Source organism: Nocardia sp. NBC_01503 (genome assembly GCF_036327755.1).
GTDB lineage: Bacteria > Actinomycetota > Actinomycetes > Mycobacteriales > Mycobacteriaceae > Nocardia.
In genome coordinates this window covers 2,569,997-2,584,803 of sequence record NZ_CP109596.1, presented here as the reverse complement: position 1 = coordinate 2,584,803, position 14,807 = coordinate 2,569,997, and the positions used below count along the sequence as shown (strand labels likewise).

13 protein-coding genes and 1 pseudogene are annotated in these 14,807 nt (G+C 64.4%); 4 read left to right on the top strand and 10 right to left on the bottom strand.

Features of this window, described 5'->3' with window-relative positions; genetic code table 11:
- Positions 1 to 41: 41 nt before the first annotated feature.
- Together OHB26_RS11615 and OHB26_RS11610 are read left to right on the top strand one after the other, a co-directional pair.
- Entirely contained in the window at positions 42 to 569 is a 528-nt protein-coding gene (locus tag OHB26_RS11615; RefSeq protein WP_330184185.1) for an SRPBCC family protein, read from the top strand.
- A gap of 10 nt (positions 570 to 579) precedes the next feature.
- Positions 580 to 1,086: pseudogene (locus OHB26_RS11610) on the top strand (ribonuclease H family protein); the annotation flags it as partial.
- A gap of 587 nt (positions 1,087 to 1,673) precedes the next feature.
- Here the strand turns inward: OHB26_RS11610 and OHB26_RS11605 are convergent.
- From OHB26_RS11605 to OHB26_RS11565, 9 genes are all read right to left on the bottom strand, one after another.
- On the bottom strand, positions 1,674 to 2,525 hold the full coding sequence (locus OHB26_RS11605) for a hypothetical protein (protein WP_330184183.1): 852 nt from the start codon (positions 2,523 to 2,525) through the stop codon (positions 1,674 to 1,676).
- Positions 2,526 to 2,594: 69 nt separating this feature from the next.
- Positions 2,595 to 3,767 (bottom strand): MlaD family protein, encoded by a 1,173-nt coding sequence (locus OHB26_RS11600; protein WP_330184182.1) that lies wholly within the window; start codon positions 3,765 to 3,767, stop codon positions 2,595 to 2,597.
- The gene (locus OHB26_RS11595; protein ID WP_330184181.1) at positions 3,764 to 4,849 is read right to left on the bottom strand and encodes an MlaD family protein; all 1,086 of its coding nucleotides are present in this window, start codon (positions 4,847 to 4,849) and stop codon (positions 3,764 to 3,766) included. The genes OHB26_RS11600 and OHB26_RS11595 overlap by 4 nt, the downstream gene beginning before the upstream one ends.
- Entirely contained in the window at positions 4,846 to 5,946 is a 1,101-nt protein-coding gene (locus tag OHB26_RS11590; protein ID WP_330184180.1) for an MlaD family protein, read from the bottom strand. Before OHB26_RS11590 ends, OHB26_RS11595 begins: the two co-directional genes overlap by 4 nt.
- Entirely contained in the window at positions 5,943 to 6,938 is a 996-nt protein-coding gene (locus tag OHB26_RS11585; protein WP_330185593.1) for an MCE family protein, read from the bottom strand. Before OHB26_RS11585 ends, OHB26_RS11590 begins: the two co-directional genes overlap by 4 nt.
- Positions 6,938 to 7,981, bottom strand: coding sequence for an MCE family protein (locus OHB26_RS11580; protein WP_330184179.1), 1,044 nt, complete (start codon positions 7,979 to 7,981; stop codon positions 6,938 to 6,940). The genes OHB26_RS11585 and OHB26_RS11580 overlap by 1 nt, the downstream gene beginning before the upstream one ends.
- Positions 7,978 to 9,462 (bottom strand): MlaD family protein, encoded by a 1,485-nt coding sequence (locus OHB26_RS11575; protein WP_330184178.1) that lies wholly within the window; start codon positions 9,460 to 9,462, stop codon positions 7,978 to 7,980. Before OHB26_RS11575 ends, OHB26_RS11580 begins: the two co-directional genes overlap by 4 nt.
- Before the next feature lie 12 nt (positions 9,463 to 9,474).
- Positions 9,475 to 10,338 carry an ABC transporter permease gene (locus OHB26_RS11570; RefSeq protein ID WP_330184177.1) on the bottom strand — a complete coding sequence of 288 codons (864 nt, stop codon included), beginning with the start codon at positions 10,336 to 10,338 and terminating at the stop codon, positions 9,475 to 9,477.
- A gap of 3 nt (positions 10,339 to 10,341) precedes the next feature.
- The gene (locus tag OHB26_RS11565) at positions 10,342 to 11,160 is read right to left on the bottom strand and encodes an MlaE family ABC transporter permease (RefSeq protein ID WP_330184176.1); all 819 of its coding nucleotides are present in this window, start codon (positions 11,158 to 11,160) and stop codon (positions 10,342 to 10,344) included.
- A gap of 505 nt (positions 11,161 to 11,665) precedes the next feature.
- On the opposite strand from OHB26_RS11565, the gene OHB26_RS11560 reads away from it, so the two are divergent.
- Entirely contained in the window at positions 11,666 to 12,331 is a 666-nt protein-coding gene (locus OHB26_RS11560) for a serine protease (protein ID WP_330184175.1), read from the top strand.
- An 83-nt stretch (positions 12,332 to 12,414) separates the two neighbouring features.
- Here OHB26_RS11560 and lppU read toward each other — a convergent pair whose 3' ends face one another.
- Positions 12,415 to 13,050 (bottom strand): LppU family putative lipoprotein, encoded by a 636-nt coding sequence (lppU, locus tag OHB26_RS11555; protein ID WP_330184174.1) that lies wholly within the window; start codon positions 13,048 to 13,050, stop codon positions 12,415 to 12,417.
- Between the two features lie 139 nt (positions 13,051 to 13,189).
- On the opposite strand from lppU, the gene OHB26_RS11550 reads away from it, so the two are divergent.
- A complete protein-coding gene (locus OHB26_RS11550) occupies positions 13,190 to 14,563 on the top strand; it encodes a cytochrome P450 (protein WP_330184173.1) in 1,374 nt (457 codons plus the stop codon).
- The last annotated feature ends 244 nt before the right edge of the window (positions 14,564 to 14,807 follow it).

The window sequence follows — 14,807 nt, the reverse complement described above, 5'->3', positions numbered from 1 at the left end:
CTGTAGTACTTTTGTGGCAGCCGTGGGACAGGGAGCAGCCTATGGGCCACATGAAATACGCGAGTGACGTCGGGGCACCGGTGGAGGTCGCGTTCACGTACACGGACAACCATCAGTTCGTACCCGACTGGGCCTTCGCGGTCGCCGCCTTCGAACCGCTCGGAGACAGCGATCATGGCTCCGGAGCCATCTTCGGAGCAACCCTGCGGATCGGTTTCTGGCATCCGGTCATCGAATGCGAGATCACCGACTACCGCCGCAACGCGGTCATCGAGTACACCCTGCGCAGGCGCGGGACGGGGAAGTCAGCGCCCGCGCAGGGTCACGACGGCAACTCGCCGTGCAGCGCGCCACTGTGCGTCATCACCCTGCGCTTCGATCCGCTCGGCTACGGTCGAGCGGTGCTGACCTCGGAAACCGAGTACTGGGCCCCGCAAGGGCTCACCGGCCGCCTGCTCTCCCGAATGCTGGCTGCCGCCGTACAATCGGCCGTGCGACGCACCGAATCGCAATTGCGAAGGGAGATAGAGGAATTCCACGGAACGGATCTTGTCGGCCGGATTGCGTAGGGTTGCGAGCATGATCATCGTGAGCACCGACGGATCTTGCCTGCGTAACCCGGGCGGAGCCATCGGCTGGGCGTGGGTCAATCACGCGGGTGGATCGGCCAGCGGCGGTGCGCCATCGGGCACCAATCAGATCGCGGAGCTACGCGCGCTATTGGAGGCCATACGCGCGCATCCCGACTCGGAGCCGCTGCTCATCGAATCCGATTCGCTCTACGCCATCAAATGCGCCTCCGAATGGATCAACGGGTGGCGGCGGAACGGGTGGAAGACCTCCACCGGGGGACCGGTGAAGAACCTCGAACTCATCCAGCAGATCGACCAGGCCATCAGCACCCGGCCCGGGCCGGTGCGCTTCCGATGGGTCCGCGGACACGTCGGCAACTACTTCAACGAGCAGGCCGACACGCTCTGCGGGCAGGCGGCGCGCGCCATCGCCGCCGGGGCATTGGAGCCTTCGCCCGAGCCCACACCCGATGAGCCTGTCACCGAGCCCATCCCGCTCGAACCCGCCACCGAGGAGATCCCGGTGATCAGCCCGGTGGAGAGTGTCGCCGCTGCCACCGAAAAGGTGGTGGCGCAGGCGCATACCGTGCCCGCGACTCCGCGTCGGCGGGCAGCGGCGAAAGCGCCTGCGCCGGACGCGCTCACACTGTTCTGAGAACAAAGTGTTGGGGAGAAACTGACGTTAGGTCTTGGGGGCTTCGCCCCCAAACCCCCGTAAAACGGGCGTGCTGACCTAGGTCGTGCGGCTTCGCACCACCCCGCGCAACACTGACCTGGGTCGTGGGGCTTCGCACCACCTCGCGCAACCACTGACCTGGGTCTCGGCGCTTCGCACCACCCCACGCAACCACTGACCTGGGTCTCGGCGCTTCGCACCACCCCACGCAACCACTGACCTGGGTCTCGGCGCTTCGCACCACCCCACGCAACCACTGACCTGGGTCTCGGCGCTTCGCACCACCCCACGCAACCACTGACCTGGGTCTCGGCGCTTCGCACCACCCCGGCAAACAGGGCGCTGACGCCGGTGTTGGGTCGTTACCTCAACCCCGGATAGCAGAAAAGCCCGCCCACTAAGGGCGGGCTTTTGTGTTGGTCCGGTTAGTTGCCCGGGGCCGGGGCGGGAGCGGGGGCTCCCGGGGTGGTGGGGGCGGGCTGGGTGGAGGGGTTGGGGGTGCCGCCGCCGGGGAAGAGACCGTTATTGCCGTTGTCGGCGATGGGCTCGAACTTGGAGACCAGCCACTTGCCGTCCTTCTTCTCGAGTTCGGCGAAGGTGGGCAGGGTCAGCACCAGGGGCTGGGCGCGCATGGTGTTGCTGGAGGTCTGGGTGAGACTGACCAGGACGGTGGCCTTGGAGTCGTCACCGGATTCCCAGCCGCAGCGCACCGTATTCAGCTTGGACGAGGCGTGCACGCTGGTGAGCACGTCCTTGAGATCGCCGGACATGGTGTCGAACATCTGACGGAACTCACCGGTGGTGGACGCCTGCACGCGCTGGACATAGTCGCCCAGGCTCTTCTCGTCGTAGACCGAGACGGTCTTGACGAAATCGCAGGCGGCCTTGGTGGCGTCGTCGCGGTCGGCGAGCTCGTTCTCGCGCTTATCGGACTGCAGCCAGAAGAACACCACCGCGCCGATGGCGGCGACCAGCAGGACGCCCGCCGCGAAGGCGGCGATCAGCGGTAGCGACGCGGACTTCAGCGTGGACGACTTGCCCTCGGCGGCACCTGACGCGGCGGCCGCGGGCTTCGCCTCGGCGGCAGCGGGAGCGGGCGCGTCGGTTCCCTTTGTCAGGTCCGGCTTCTCGACGGCGGCGGCCGGTTCGGCAGCCGCCGCGTCGACCGGCTCCGCCTCCGGGGTGGCCGGTGGCGTTATGTCGGCGCTGCCCTGTACATCGGCCTCGGCGATCGAGTCGTCTTCGGTTTTCTTGTCCTGGGCAGCGTCATCCGACATGTATCGATCACTTTCCCGGTGCGCTGCGGGCGCACCGTGCTGGGGTCTTCGTCAGCGAGTATGCCTGGCTCACTTCACCGGCGGCAGAGTCCGCTCGTTCATATCGGCGTCCGCGGGCGGGTACGCGCCGTTGTTCGGAACATCCGGCCGGGGTGCGTTGGCCGAACCGCGAATCTGCTGATCCGCCTGTCCGTTGGTGCAGTAGCTGCCCCACTTGGAGAGTGTGCCCTCGGTGGCGGCTTCGGGACGGATCTTCTTCGTCACGTAGTCGCAGAAGGGCCGCGGCCAGATATCGACGATGGTGTAGAACTCGTTGTCGTGCGCGGGCACACCCATGGCGGAGGTACCGACCACCAGTGCCGGGAACAGGGCGCGCAGTGCCGGTGCGCGCAGCTGCGCGGCCTTGGTGATGGCCGCGAAGTTGCTGGCCAGGCTGGTCATCGGATCGGCGGTCTTGTCGAGCACCGCGCCGAGTGCCTGCAATTGTGCGGGCGCCTGCTCCAGGATCTTCTGGAGTTCGGCATTGGCATCGTTGAACTGCTGGAACAACACACTCGAATTACGCGTCAGGGTAGCCAGATCCGGCTGCGCCAACGAGGTGGTGGCATTGATCGTCTGCAGGTTCTTGATCAGATTCGTGGTCTGCGGCAGCAGATTGTCCAGGCCGGTGGTTGCCAGGCTGATGCCGTTGATGAGCGATCGTAGCTGATCCGGTCCACCGGACAACGCGGTGTCGAGTTCGGTGAGGATGGCGGAGAACTTGTCCGGATCGATCTGCGAGATCAATTCACTGGAGTTGTCCAGCACCGACCACACGGGGGTCGGCGTCTTCACCCGGTCCTTGTCGAACTGCACGATCGAACCGTTGCCGAGGAACGGGGCCTGGTCGGTATTGGGCCGGAAGTCCAGGAACTGTTCACCCGCGCCGGAGAGCGCGCCCACCGAAACCACTGTGTCGCTGGGGATGTGGTACTTCTTGTCGATCTCGACGGTGGCCGCGATGGCGGTACCGCCGCTGGCGAGCGCGATATCGGTGACCTTGCCGATGCGGTAGCCGCGCAGGGTCACGTCATTACCGGCCTGCAAACCGCCGGATCGATCCAGATCGACTGTCACCTTGTAGGTTTCGCGCAGCGGATTGACCCGCATGACGCTGATCGCCAGATACGCCGCGCCGACGACCAGAATCAGCACCAGCGCCGAATTCGATACCAGGTTCTTGTGGTTCTTCACCCAACTCATCGCTGGCCCCCCGTGACCCGGCCGTAGATGATCTGCAGCACCTGGATGATGCTGCCGCCGAAGTCGTTGAGGTCACGCAGATCCGGGAACTTGCTGTTGGCCGGATCGGTGAGCAGTCCGATATCGAGCATGCTGAGGGTGGCGGCGACGGCGAGGGTATTGCCCTTGAACGAGGCGTCCACCGACGGCCGGATGTCGTGCATGGCATCGAGCATGGGACCGAAGTCCGGCTCGGTACGAGCCAGCGCGTCCATCAACTGATGCACATTGTCGAGCAGGCTGGCCAGATCCGCCGAGGTGGTGTTGGCGTAATCACCCAGGGCGGCACTGGTTGTGGAGATCTTGGTGAGCAGATCGCCCAGCGCCTGGTTGTTCTCGGCGATGGCGCCGATCATGCCGGGCAGACTGTCCGCGACCTGGCCGAGCTGATCGTGATTGTTCTGGATGGTGTCGGCCAGCGCGCTGAATCCGGCGAGCACGCCGTCCACCCGCTGGCTGTTGTTGTTGAGACTGCCTACGACACCGGTCATCTCGGTGATCAGGTGCGAGAGGGTCTGGCCCTTGCCGCCGACGATGGAGTCCATCTCGGAGGTGAGCTTGGAGAGCGCGGCGATGCCGCCGCCGTTGAACAGCATGGAGATCGACAGCAGCAGCTCCTCGACGGTGGCGCCCGCCGAGGTGTTCTTCAGCGTGTCACCGTTCTTCAGCAGCTGCGCGCCCTGATCGGTCTTGGGCTTGGAGACCGCGACGAAGACGTCACCGAGCGGGGTGGCCTGCCGCAGTTCGGCCGTACTGTCCGCGGGCAGTTCGATATCGGTGCGGATGGCCAGGTCGACATTGGCCTTGAAATTCTTGGTCGAGATCTTGGTGACGACGCCGACGTCGGAGCCGCCGATCTTGACCTTGGCCTGGTCTGGCAGGTTCAGCGCATTGTCGAAGACGGCGTGGATCGTATAGGTCTTGTCGCCCGCACCGGGTTTGGGCAGCGGCAGGCTCTCGACGGTCAGGCCGCAGCCGGAGACCGCGAGGGTGGCTGCCGCCACCGCCACCGCGACGGCGCTGCGCCGGGTTCGCTTGGTCATTTCGTCATTCCCAACATTGCCGCCATCAGTCCGAGGTCGGGGCCGAGGTCCTCCACCTTGCCGGTGCGACAACCGTCCGCCTTCATCTGGATGCGTTCGCAGAACAGGCTGATGATCTCGCCGGACAGTACGGTGCCGAGCACGGCGTGCAGGCGGATGAACTGACCCTGGCGGTTGACCGAGCGGTCCAGGTTCTGCATGAGCAGCGGTGCGGTGTCGACGATTTCGACGACGCCGGCGGAGTTGGCGCGCAGCTGGTTGGTCACATTGGTGAGACCGGTGAGCGTGCCGTTGAGCTGATCGGAGTACTGCGAGAACGCGCCACTGGTGTTGGCCAGGAAGGAGTTCAGCTGATCGAGGGTGGCCTGCAGGCCCGGAGCCTGCTCGGCGAGCAGCCCGGACATCTGGGTCATCCGATTGCTGAAGTCCCGTACCGACTGGTCGTTGTCGGCCAGCATGGTGGTCAATTCGTTCAGCTTGATGATGATGGTGGAGACGGCGTCCTTATTGTCCACACCGACCTTCAGCGCACCCGAGAGCGAGTTGAGCACATCGCGCATCTTCTCGCCGTTGCCGTTCATCATCGGATACAGCACTCGGCCCGAGAGCGGTCCGAGACCGTCCGCCCCGTCCTGCGGTTTGAGCGCCGCGGCGAAGGTGTCGATGGTCTTGATCATGGTGTCCAGCTCGACCGGGGTCTTGGTCTGCTGGGTGGTCAGGTGCGCACCGTCCTTCAGCTTGTCCCCGCCGGTGTAGCGCGGGGTCAGCTCGATATGCCGGTCGGTCACGATGGACGGCGAGATCAGCGCCGCCTGCACGTTCTTCGGAATGTCCACGCCGGCGTCCACCGTCATGTGCACCTCGACGTACTGCCCCTTGGGCACGATCTTGTCGACCTTGCCGACATCGAGCCCGAGCACGGTGATCGGGTTGCCCTCGAACATGCCCGCGATATTGAGGAAGTCGGCGGTGAAGTGCTGGGTCTGCCCGACCGCGTCCTTCACCCCGAGCGGCACCAGCGAACAACTGCCGACCGCGAGCGCGACCGCACCGATCAACGCCGCCTTGGCGATTCGCGTGTACTTGGCCGGGTTCATTGGTGGCACCCCTCGATCACTTGGGCGAAGCACAACCAGTTGTCCGGGAACAGCCACGGCAGTCCGACCTCGCCGTAGTTGCCATTGCCGAAGGCGTTGTTGAACGTACGCACCGATACCGGCATGATCGACAGCAGCCGATCCAGGTTGTCCTTGTTCTTCTGCAGGCCGTCGGCCATGGTGTTGAGCTGGATCAGCGTGGGCCCGAACTGGTTGTCGTTCTGCGCGCCGATCTGCTGCAACTGGCTGCTCAGGGTGGCGATATTGTCCAGCAGCGAACGCAGCAGGGTCTGGCGTTCCATCACTCGATTGGCGATGGCCTCGCCCTGGGTGATGACCAGCAGCACGCTGTTGCGGTTGTCGCCGAGGATGCGGGTGACCCGGTCCAGATCCTTGAGCAGCTGGTCGACCTCGTCCTTGCGGTCGTTCATGGTCTTGGCCAGCGCGCCGACCGAATCCAGTGCCTGCACGGTGAGCTGCGGGGTGTCACCCATCTGTTGATTGATCAGATTGAGTGAATCCGCGAGCTTCTTGGTGTCGAGTTCCTCGAACTTCGGCGTGCCCTCCTGCACCACATCGGCCAGGTTGTAGGGAACCGAGGTGTTGGACTTGGGAATTCGATTGTTCTTCAGGCCCGAACCGTCACCCGGAATCAGGTCGACGAAGCGAGCGCCGAGCAGGGTCGCCATCTTGATCGACGCCTTGGCGTCCGGGCCGAGCTTCACATCGTCGCTCACCGAGAGCGAGACCATCACATGGTCGCCCTCGAGTTCGGCGCCGGAGACCCGGCCGACCGAGACACCGGAGACCGCGACCTTGTCACCGGTCTTGATGCCCGCGGTCTGCACGAATTCGGCCTTGATGGTCTTCTCGCCGATACCGATCTGCCGGTACAGCGTGGACCCGGCCAGCAGGCCGACGATGAGCAGCACGCCGAGCAGACCGAGCCACAGATTGCGGTTGGAATCGAAGCGGGACTTGAGTTTCGCCATCATGGTCGGCACACCGCCGAGTGGGAGTTGCCGCCGATCTGCGAGAACAGACCGCGCGGGAAGAGGATTCCGTACAGCGAGACATCCAGGCTGCAGACGTACGCGTTGGCGTAGGTGCCGTTCTGGGTGAACTTGCCGATATCGGTGAGGATGCTGGGCAGATCCACCGCCGCCTGGTCGAGCTTGTCGCCGTTGGCCAGCAGCAGCGCGAGCGCGTCATGGGTGGAGTTCTGTGCCATGACCAGCTTCGGCTGAATCTGGCCGATCATATTCACCAGCGCCGAGGTGGCGTCGGCGATCTGTACGGTCGAGGACTGCAGCGACTGGCCCTGCGCGTACAGGCCGCCGATCAGCGAACGGGTCTGGGTCACCAGGGTTTCCAGTTCGTCACCGCGCTTGGCCAGCCCGGACATGACACCGGAGAGATTGGTGATCACATCCGAGAGGATGGCGTCGCGGCGCTGGAAGTCCGATGCCAGCTGCGCGGCCTGAGTGATGAAGGCGCTCAACGAGACTCCGTCACCCTGCAATGCCTGGATGAAGGTATTGGAGAGGTTGTTGACCTGCTCCGGCTGCAGCACCTGGAACAGCGGCTGGAAGCCGTTGAGCAGCGCGGAGACGTCGAAGGACGGCTCGGTGCGCTCGACCGGGATACCCCCGTTGTTCTTCAGCACGGTGTGAACACCCGAGACCGGTTTGCCCGGAACCGGTTCCGCCAGTGCGATATAGCGCTGGCCGATCAGGTTCTGATAGCGCACCAGCGCCTTGGTGTCGCCGTACAGCGTTTGATCGCGCTGCACGATGAAGGTCACCAGGGCCTTGTTGCCCTTGTCCAGTTCGATGTCCTCGACCTTGCCGACGCGCACACCGGCCATCCGGACGTCATCGCCCTTGCGCAGGCCGAGTACATCGGTGAAGGTCGCGGTGTAGCGGTTGGTGGAACCGTCCACGGTGCGCGCCAGCGTGTTCCAGATGACCGCGGTCACCAGGACGGACACGATCGCGAATATGCCGAAGCCGATCAGCGGTTTGCGAATGCTCATCGACCGGCCTCGCTGTCGGTCACTTGCAAGGTTCCATCCCTCAGAATCGGGCTCAGCAGCAGGTATTCGGCTGCGGACGGGCGGCGGCCCAGGAGCGCGGTAATGGCGGAGTCACCGGGGTAGGAGATCGTCCCACCCGAGGGAATCGTCTGCTGTGCGGCCGGAGCGGCGGGCGGATTACCCTGCGGTGCGGGCTGATCGCCCGGGACCGTCGGCGCGAGATTCGGGAACAGCCCCTGCAGTGGGGTGCCCGCGAAGGGATTGGCGGGGGTGGTGCTGTCCGAAGGGGTCGGCTCCACGACGGTCAAACCCGGAATCATCGGGAAGCCCGCCGGCGGCGGCAGTTTCGGCAGTCCGGCGGCGGCGTCGAGGGCCTTGGGCCGCATGGACTCCGGCAGTGCGCCGGGATCGGAGACGAGCGGGGCGGTACCGCAGCTCGGGGCGGCCAGTTCGCCGTAGCGCGGGCAGTCGTCCCGGGTGTACGGCTTATAGGGCGTGAAGGTCAGCCCCATATTCCAGATCATCTGCTTCTGCGGGCCCCAGTGGAAGGTGGTCGCGAGCCTGCGCACCGAGGTGTTCAGATTGGCGATGGCCTGCGGAATGGCATCTGGATTGTCCGACAGTGCGCCGAAGAGCGAACTGGTGCCGGTGGTGACGTCCTTGCCCACGTTGGGGTTTCGCGCGAACAGGGCATTGACCTTGTCCACGGTGACCGCGGTTCCGGAGATCAGCGAGGTGAGCTCGGTCCGGCGATCGGCGATGGTCTGCGCCGTCTTCACCGATTCGCTGAGCACACCCATCAACTCCGGTGCGGACTGGTTGAGCGCGCGGAAGGAGTTGGAGAAGTCGGTCAGCATGACCCCGAGATCCGGAATCGAATCATCTACGGATTGCAGCCAGCGGTCCACCCGCTCGATGCTGGATCCGGGCATCCGGCCGGAGCCGTCGAGCGCGTAGGACAGCGTGCCCAGCACCCGGCCGAACTGGATCGGATCGATCTTGCCGAGGATATTGCGAACCGTGGTGAGCGTGTCCTGCAGTGCGATGGTGCCTTTGGAGCGGTCCTCGGAGATCTGCGAGCCCTCTTTGAGGTGCTGGCTGTCGGTCCCGTTGTAGACCAGCTCCACCGAGGTGACGGCGAACAGGTTCGAGGGCACCACGCGGGCGGTCACATTCGCGGGGATGCCGTCGGTGTACTCCGGCTTCATCTCGATGTGTACCTGCTGCAGTTCACCCTTGGCGGCGACCGAGACATTCTTGACCGCGCCGACCAGCACACCGCGGAATTTCACATCCGCGTTATCGGGCAGGCCGTCACCGGTGGTGGTGAGATTCGCGGTGACATTGACCTTTTCGATGAAGAAGCCCTTGTACCGCGCCATCAGGAAGCCCAGGATGAGCGCGAAGACGATGAGCCCGGCGACACCCGCGATGAGCAGTTGGCGCATGGTCGGGCCACGCCCGCTCGGATCGATGATCATGCTGTGCGCCCCCTATCCCGAGATCCGGATGCCGGGGTTGACGCCCCAGATGGCCAAGGTGATGAACAGGTCCGCGAAGACCACCGCGATGATGCAGTACTTGATCGCCCGGCCCGCCGCGACACCCACGCCCTCCGGGCCGCCGGAGGCGAAAAACCCGTAGTAGCACTGGATGAACGTGGTGATCGCGACGAAGATGATCGCCTTCAGCAGCGAGTACAGCACATCGTGCGGTATCAGAAACTGATAGAAGTAGTGCTGGAATGTCCCGGACGCGGTACCGCCGATCAACTGCACGGTGAGCGAGCAGGAGATGTACGCGAACGGCAGTGCCAGGCAGTACAGCGGCACGATGGCGACCATGGCGGCGATCATCCGGGTGCTCACCAGATAGGGAAGTGGCCGGATGGCAACCGATTCCAGCGCGTCGATCTCCTCGGAGATGCGCATGGCGCCGAGTTGCGCGGTGAATCGACAGCCCGCCTGCGCGGCGAATGCGAGCGTGGCGAGCATCGGTCCGAGCTCACGTGTGGTGGCGAAGGCGGAGATCGCACCCGTCAACGGGCTCAGCCCGAGCAGGTTCAGCGAGGTGTAGCCCTGAATGGCGACGGTCATACCGCCGAACGCCGACAGAATGAGCACCACGCCGATGGTCCCGCCGCCGACGATGAGATTGCCGTTGCCCCAGGTGACATCGGACAGCAGCCGCCACACCTCTTTGGGGTACTGCTTGAACGCCAAAGGCATCGAGCTGATCGAGCGCAGGAAGAAGAAGACCTGGTGGCCGATGCGCGCGATGAAGTCACGCGGTGAGGAGGCCACACCCTTGATCCGTTGGAGCGGCCGCAGCAGCGGCGGAACATACGTTGCTGACACGACTCAGACCATCTGTGGTGGGAACAGGGAGTTGTAGACCTGAGTGAGAATCAGGTTCACACCGAAGAGCATCACCGCGGACATGACGACCGCGGTGTTGACCGAGTTGGCCACACCGCCCGGACCGCCGCGGGTGTTCAGCCCGGCATCGCAGGCGATGATCGCCGCGAGCAGGCCGAAGATGAGTGACTTCAGCAGCGCCACAAACAGATCAGTGGTGATGGCGAACGAAGCGAAGGTGCCGACGTAGGAACCGGGGGTACCGCCCTGCGCGAAGATATTGAAGACATAGCCGGTCAGGAAGCCGACGAAAACCACGAAACCGCAGAGCAATACCGAGACCAGCATGGCCGCGCCGAGTCGCGGGGCGACCAGGCGGCGCATGGGGTCCACGCCCATCACCTTCATGGCGTCGATCTCCTCGCGGATGGTGCGCGAGCCGAGATCGGCGGTGATGGCGGAGCCGACCGCACCCGCGATCATGAGCGAGGTGACCAGTGGCGCGCCCTGCTGAATGATGCCGAGGCCGTTGGCCGCGCCGATGAACGAGGTCGCGCCGACCTGTCCGGCGACCGAGCCGACCTGGATGGAGACGATGACGCCGATGGGGATGGCGACCAGAAGTGTCGGCGCGGCAGCCACATTCGCCATGAAGGCGCACTGCCGGACGAACTCGGCGAAGGGGAATCGTTTGCGGAAGATGGCGATGAACAACTCGGCGACCGCGGACACGCCCATGGCCATCATTCGGCCGCCGGTCTCGAGCGACCGTTTGGGATGGTCCTGCCAGTAACCCTTGGCCCGGTCGACGGCCGCATTCATCCGTGACTCCGTGGGACTCCCCGGCCCACTCAGACTCTTGGTCAACTGCACTGACTACCCCTCTCGACGCCGGGATACCCAACCTCCGGCGACTGTTTGCTTGACGCACCTTACTACGGAGTTAGGAAAAACACACCAGTCGTTGTGGTTCCGGTCATAGAGGCAGATCACTTTCTCTGAATCGACGTGAACAGGCAGATCACAGCCGGTTTACGACCCAAAGAACCAGGCAGACATCTAGAACTTGTTCTAATTTCCGACTTCGGTCCGAGCGATTTCAAGAGAAGTGAAGCTCTAACAGGTAAGAATTAATGGGAGAGAATTTATCGGAAATCGCGACGAGTTATGCATTAAATCCATAACTCGTATCCAACTCGGTATAGCGCCGGAAGACGAGCAGGACACGGCTCGGCAACATGTGGCAGTACAAGCAGCCTCCGGGCGCGAATACTGACAGGATGAGTTCCGCAGCTTGACTCGAGCGGCTTCCGACGTCTGGAGGGACATGTTCAGGAAACTCGCCGGTGTGGCCGGCGCCTTCGCTGTAGCCCTGAGTACCGCGCTGCTCGGCGCCGGGGCAGCGAATGCCGACCCCGCACCGGCAGTCATCGGTGGTGGCTCCGGCATCATCATCGACGACATGTTCGAGTGCACCGTCACCACGATCGGCCACGACAGCGCCGGGCGGTTGGTCGGCCTCACCGCGGGACACTGCGGTGACCCGGGTGCGAAGGTCTGGGCCGAAAAGGACCGGGGCGCAGGACAGATCGGCAAATTCGTCTACTCGAACCATGACCTGGACTACGCGGTCATCGAGTTCTTCGGGGACCGTGTCATTCCGGTCAACCACATCGGCAATGTCACCATCACCGGACTCGGCGGGCCGCCGAACTTCCCGATGATCGTCTGCAAGGAAGGCCGCACCACCGGCAATACCTGCGGACTCTCCTGGGGTGACGTCTTCGCCAGCAATGTCGAGACCTGGAGCCAGATGTGCGTGGTGGAGGGCGATTCCGGTGCGCCGGTCGTCGTCGGCACCACCCTCGTCGGCATGGTCAACGCGTATCTGGCCCTGGCCTGCTTCGGGCCCGAGGTCGGGACCAATATGTCCTCGATCATGGCGGACCTGAACGCGCACGGCGGCGCCGGTGCGGGGTACTACCCGATCTGAGTACCGAAACTATCGAACGGGGCGGTGATCCGATGGATCACCGCCCCGTTCTGTATTACCGGGTGCTACCGCGTCACCGCGGGCTACAACGTATTGACGCAGATGACGATCTTGCGCTCGTCATAGACGAAACCCGAGTCACCATCGGAGCATTCGTCGACGCTGGTGCTGTTCTTCATGATCGCCAGCACCTTCACCCCATTGGCCGCGCCCGGGGTGGAGCAGTCGATGCGCTTGGGATCGCTGCCGCTGCCCTTGACCCCCAGATCCAGGCAGTCGTTGATCACCCAGTCGATATCGAGGCAGATGGCGCCGGTCTCGATACCCGCCATGGTCTCGTAGTAGGCCTGATCCACATCGGTCGGGCACTGGGAGTTGGTGGGCGCCTTGGCCACCACCTTGTAGTTGGAGTCCTTGCTCCCGCAGGTGGCCTTGTGGATGGTGGCGTTCTCGGTGGTGCCGCCGAGCTTCACGCAGTCGCCGATGCTGGCCTGGAAGTCGGTATCGCCACCCTTGTCGGCGGGGGTGGTGGTCGTGGTCGGCCGACCCGGACTCGGCTTCCCCGAGGGCTTGGCGCTCGTGGTGGTGACCGCCGAATCGAGTCCGGGCGGGGCCGCGACGGGTGTACCGGTGATGGTGGAGCCGCAGCCCGCGAGCAGCAGGGCGGCGGCGGAGACGGCCGGGGCGGCAATCCGGGCGGAGATCTGCTGACGCAACACGAATCTGTCCTAAATTTAGAAACATCAAGCTTTGACTTCAATGCCCATGCATACACGACGTATACGACAGTCGTCGACTCAAAGGCCACTCGTCAACCCGCCTCGAACCGGAGCCGGTAGTGAAAACGTATAGAACAGTATGAGTACCGCCGCGGGATCGGCCACTCCGCGAACGCGGCTGCGCGAGCCGCGGCCGATGCTGCTGCACGCGCTCGCCGCCGGAGTCGATCTGGAGCGCTACTTCGGCTGGCGGCGCGGACGGGACGGCGACCCCTTCCTCATGCGCTTCCCCGATTTCGGCTCCGCGGTCTTCACCGGCACCCCGGCCGGCGCCCGCGAAATCTTCCGGGCCCCGGTGCGATTGCTGGAACCTCCGCTGCCCAATCCCATCGAGCCCATGGTCGGGCCGGCCTCGCTCATCCTGGCGCGCGGGGAGCGGCATAGGAAGGAGCGGGCGGTGCTGGCGCCGGCATTCCACCGGAATCGGATCAGCGCCTACGGCAATATCATTCGCGATGCCACGCGCGCCGAGTTGAACGGCGACCGCATCGGGCTGCCCTGGCGGCCGGGAACCACGATCGACGCGCGGGCGGCCGCGCGGGCCATGACACTACGGGTGATCCTGGCAGCGGTATTCGGTATCGAGGAACCGCACCGGCTGGCCGAGTACACCGCGGCCACCACCGAATTCCTCACCTCCTTCGGCGGGCCGCTGTTTCTGGTTCCGGCCTTGCGGCGCAATATGTTCGGACTATCGGGCTGGGAACGATTCACCGCGGCGCGCGCTCGACTGGACGCGCTCATCGATGCCGAGATCGACCGGCGACGAACACCCGGGCACGCCGGAACGGACATGCTCGGGCTGCTGATGGAGACCAGATATACGGACGGCAGCGCCATGAGCGCTGTCGATCTGCGCGAACAACTGCGGACGCTGCTGGTCGCGGGGCATGAGACCACCGCGACGGTACTGGTCTGGGCGCTGTACCGGCTACATAGGGAACCGGGCGCATTGGCCCGGCTGCGCGCCGAACTCGACTCCGCCGGAGGCGATCTCGATCCGGTCGAACTTGCCGAACTGCCCTATCTGGACGCGGTCTGCCAGGAGACGCTGCGGCTGCATACACCGGTGCCGATCGTATTGCGCAGGCTCACCGGTGATTTCGAGCTGCGCGGGGTGCCCTTGGTGGCGGGGGACACCATGGGGCTCTCGGTCCAGCTGTTGCACTCCGACCCCGAAGTGTGGACCGAGCCACAGTCGTTCCGGCCCGAACGGTTTCTCGAACGGCGCTACAGCCCATTCGAATTCGCGCCCTTCGGCGGGGGGCATCGGCGCTGCGTGGGCGCGGCGCTGGCCGATTACGAATTGCGAATCGTGCTCGCCACACTGCTCACCGCGGTGCGCCTGCGGTTGTCGCCGCGCTTCGCACGCGGGCGGGCTCCGTGGACGGTGCCGCACAATATCGCGATCGGTCCACATGCCGCCATCACCTTCGATGTGCTCGAAGCGTGATGTGACGCCAGTGATTTCGATCACAACCAGGTTTGGGAACACCCTCCGCGTGGTTAAGACGGAGCACCCGGTCTGTTTCGAGAATCGCCGACGCGAACGGCGATAACACCCCGGCGATTCGGCCTCGCATTCCGCTGTGATACGAGCCACATTCACCTCGGTCTATGCATAACTCCCACAAGCCAATTGGCATGCCCGCGATCGCAAGGTAGGAATGAATCGGGGTTGGGACCTAACGCGGGTG

Excerpts from the sequence above, each read along its gene's own strand:
- OHB26_RS11580 (WP_330184179.1), bottom strand. The coding sequence starts at position 7,981 with ATGAGCATTCGCAAACCGCTGATCGGCTTCGGCATATTCGCGATCGTG.
- OHB26_RS11560 (WP_330184175.1), top strand. The coding sequence starts at position 11,666 with ATGTTCAGGAAACTCGCCGGTGTGGCCGGCGCCTTCGCTGTAGCCCTG.
- OHB26_RS11585 (WP_330185593.1), bottom strand. The coding sequence starts at position 6,938 with ATGGCGAAACTCAAGTCCCGCTTCGATTCCAACCGCAATCTGTGGCTC.
- OHB26_RS11600 (WP_330184182.1), bottom strand. The coding sequence starts at position 3,767 with ATGAGTTGGGTGAAGAACCACAAGAACCTGGTATCGAATTCGGCGCTG.
- OHB26_RS11575 (WP_330184178.1), bottom strand. The coding sequence starts at position 9,462 with ATGATCATCGATCCGAGCGGGCGTGGCCCGACCATGCGCCAACTGCTC.
- OHB26_RS11595 (WP_330184181.1), bottom strand. The coding sequence starts at position 4,849 with ATGACCAAGCGAACCCGGCGCAGCGCCGTCGCGGTGGCGGTGGCGGCA.
- OHB26_RS11550 (WP_330184173.1), top strand. The coding sequence starts at position 13,190 with ATGAGTACCGCCGCGGGATCGGCCACTCCGCGAACGCGGCTGCGCGAG.
- OHB26_RS11605 (WP_330184183.1), bottom strand. The coding sequence starts at position 2,525 with ATGTCGGATGACGCTGCCCAGGACAAGAAAACCGAAGACGACTCGATC.
- OHB26_RS11590 (WP_330184180.1), bottom strand. The coding sequence starts at position 5,946 with ATGAACCCGGCCAAGTACACGCGAATCGCCAAGGCGGCGTTGATCGGT.
- OHB26_RS11565 (WP_330184176.1), bottom strand. The coding sequence starts at position 11,160 with ATGAATGCGGCCGTCGACCGGGCCAAGGGTTACTGGCAGGACCATCCC.
- OHB26_RS11615 (WP_330184185.1), top strand. The coding sequence starts at position 42 with ATGGGCCACATGAAATACGCGAGTGACGTCGGGGCACCGGTGGAGGTC.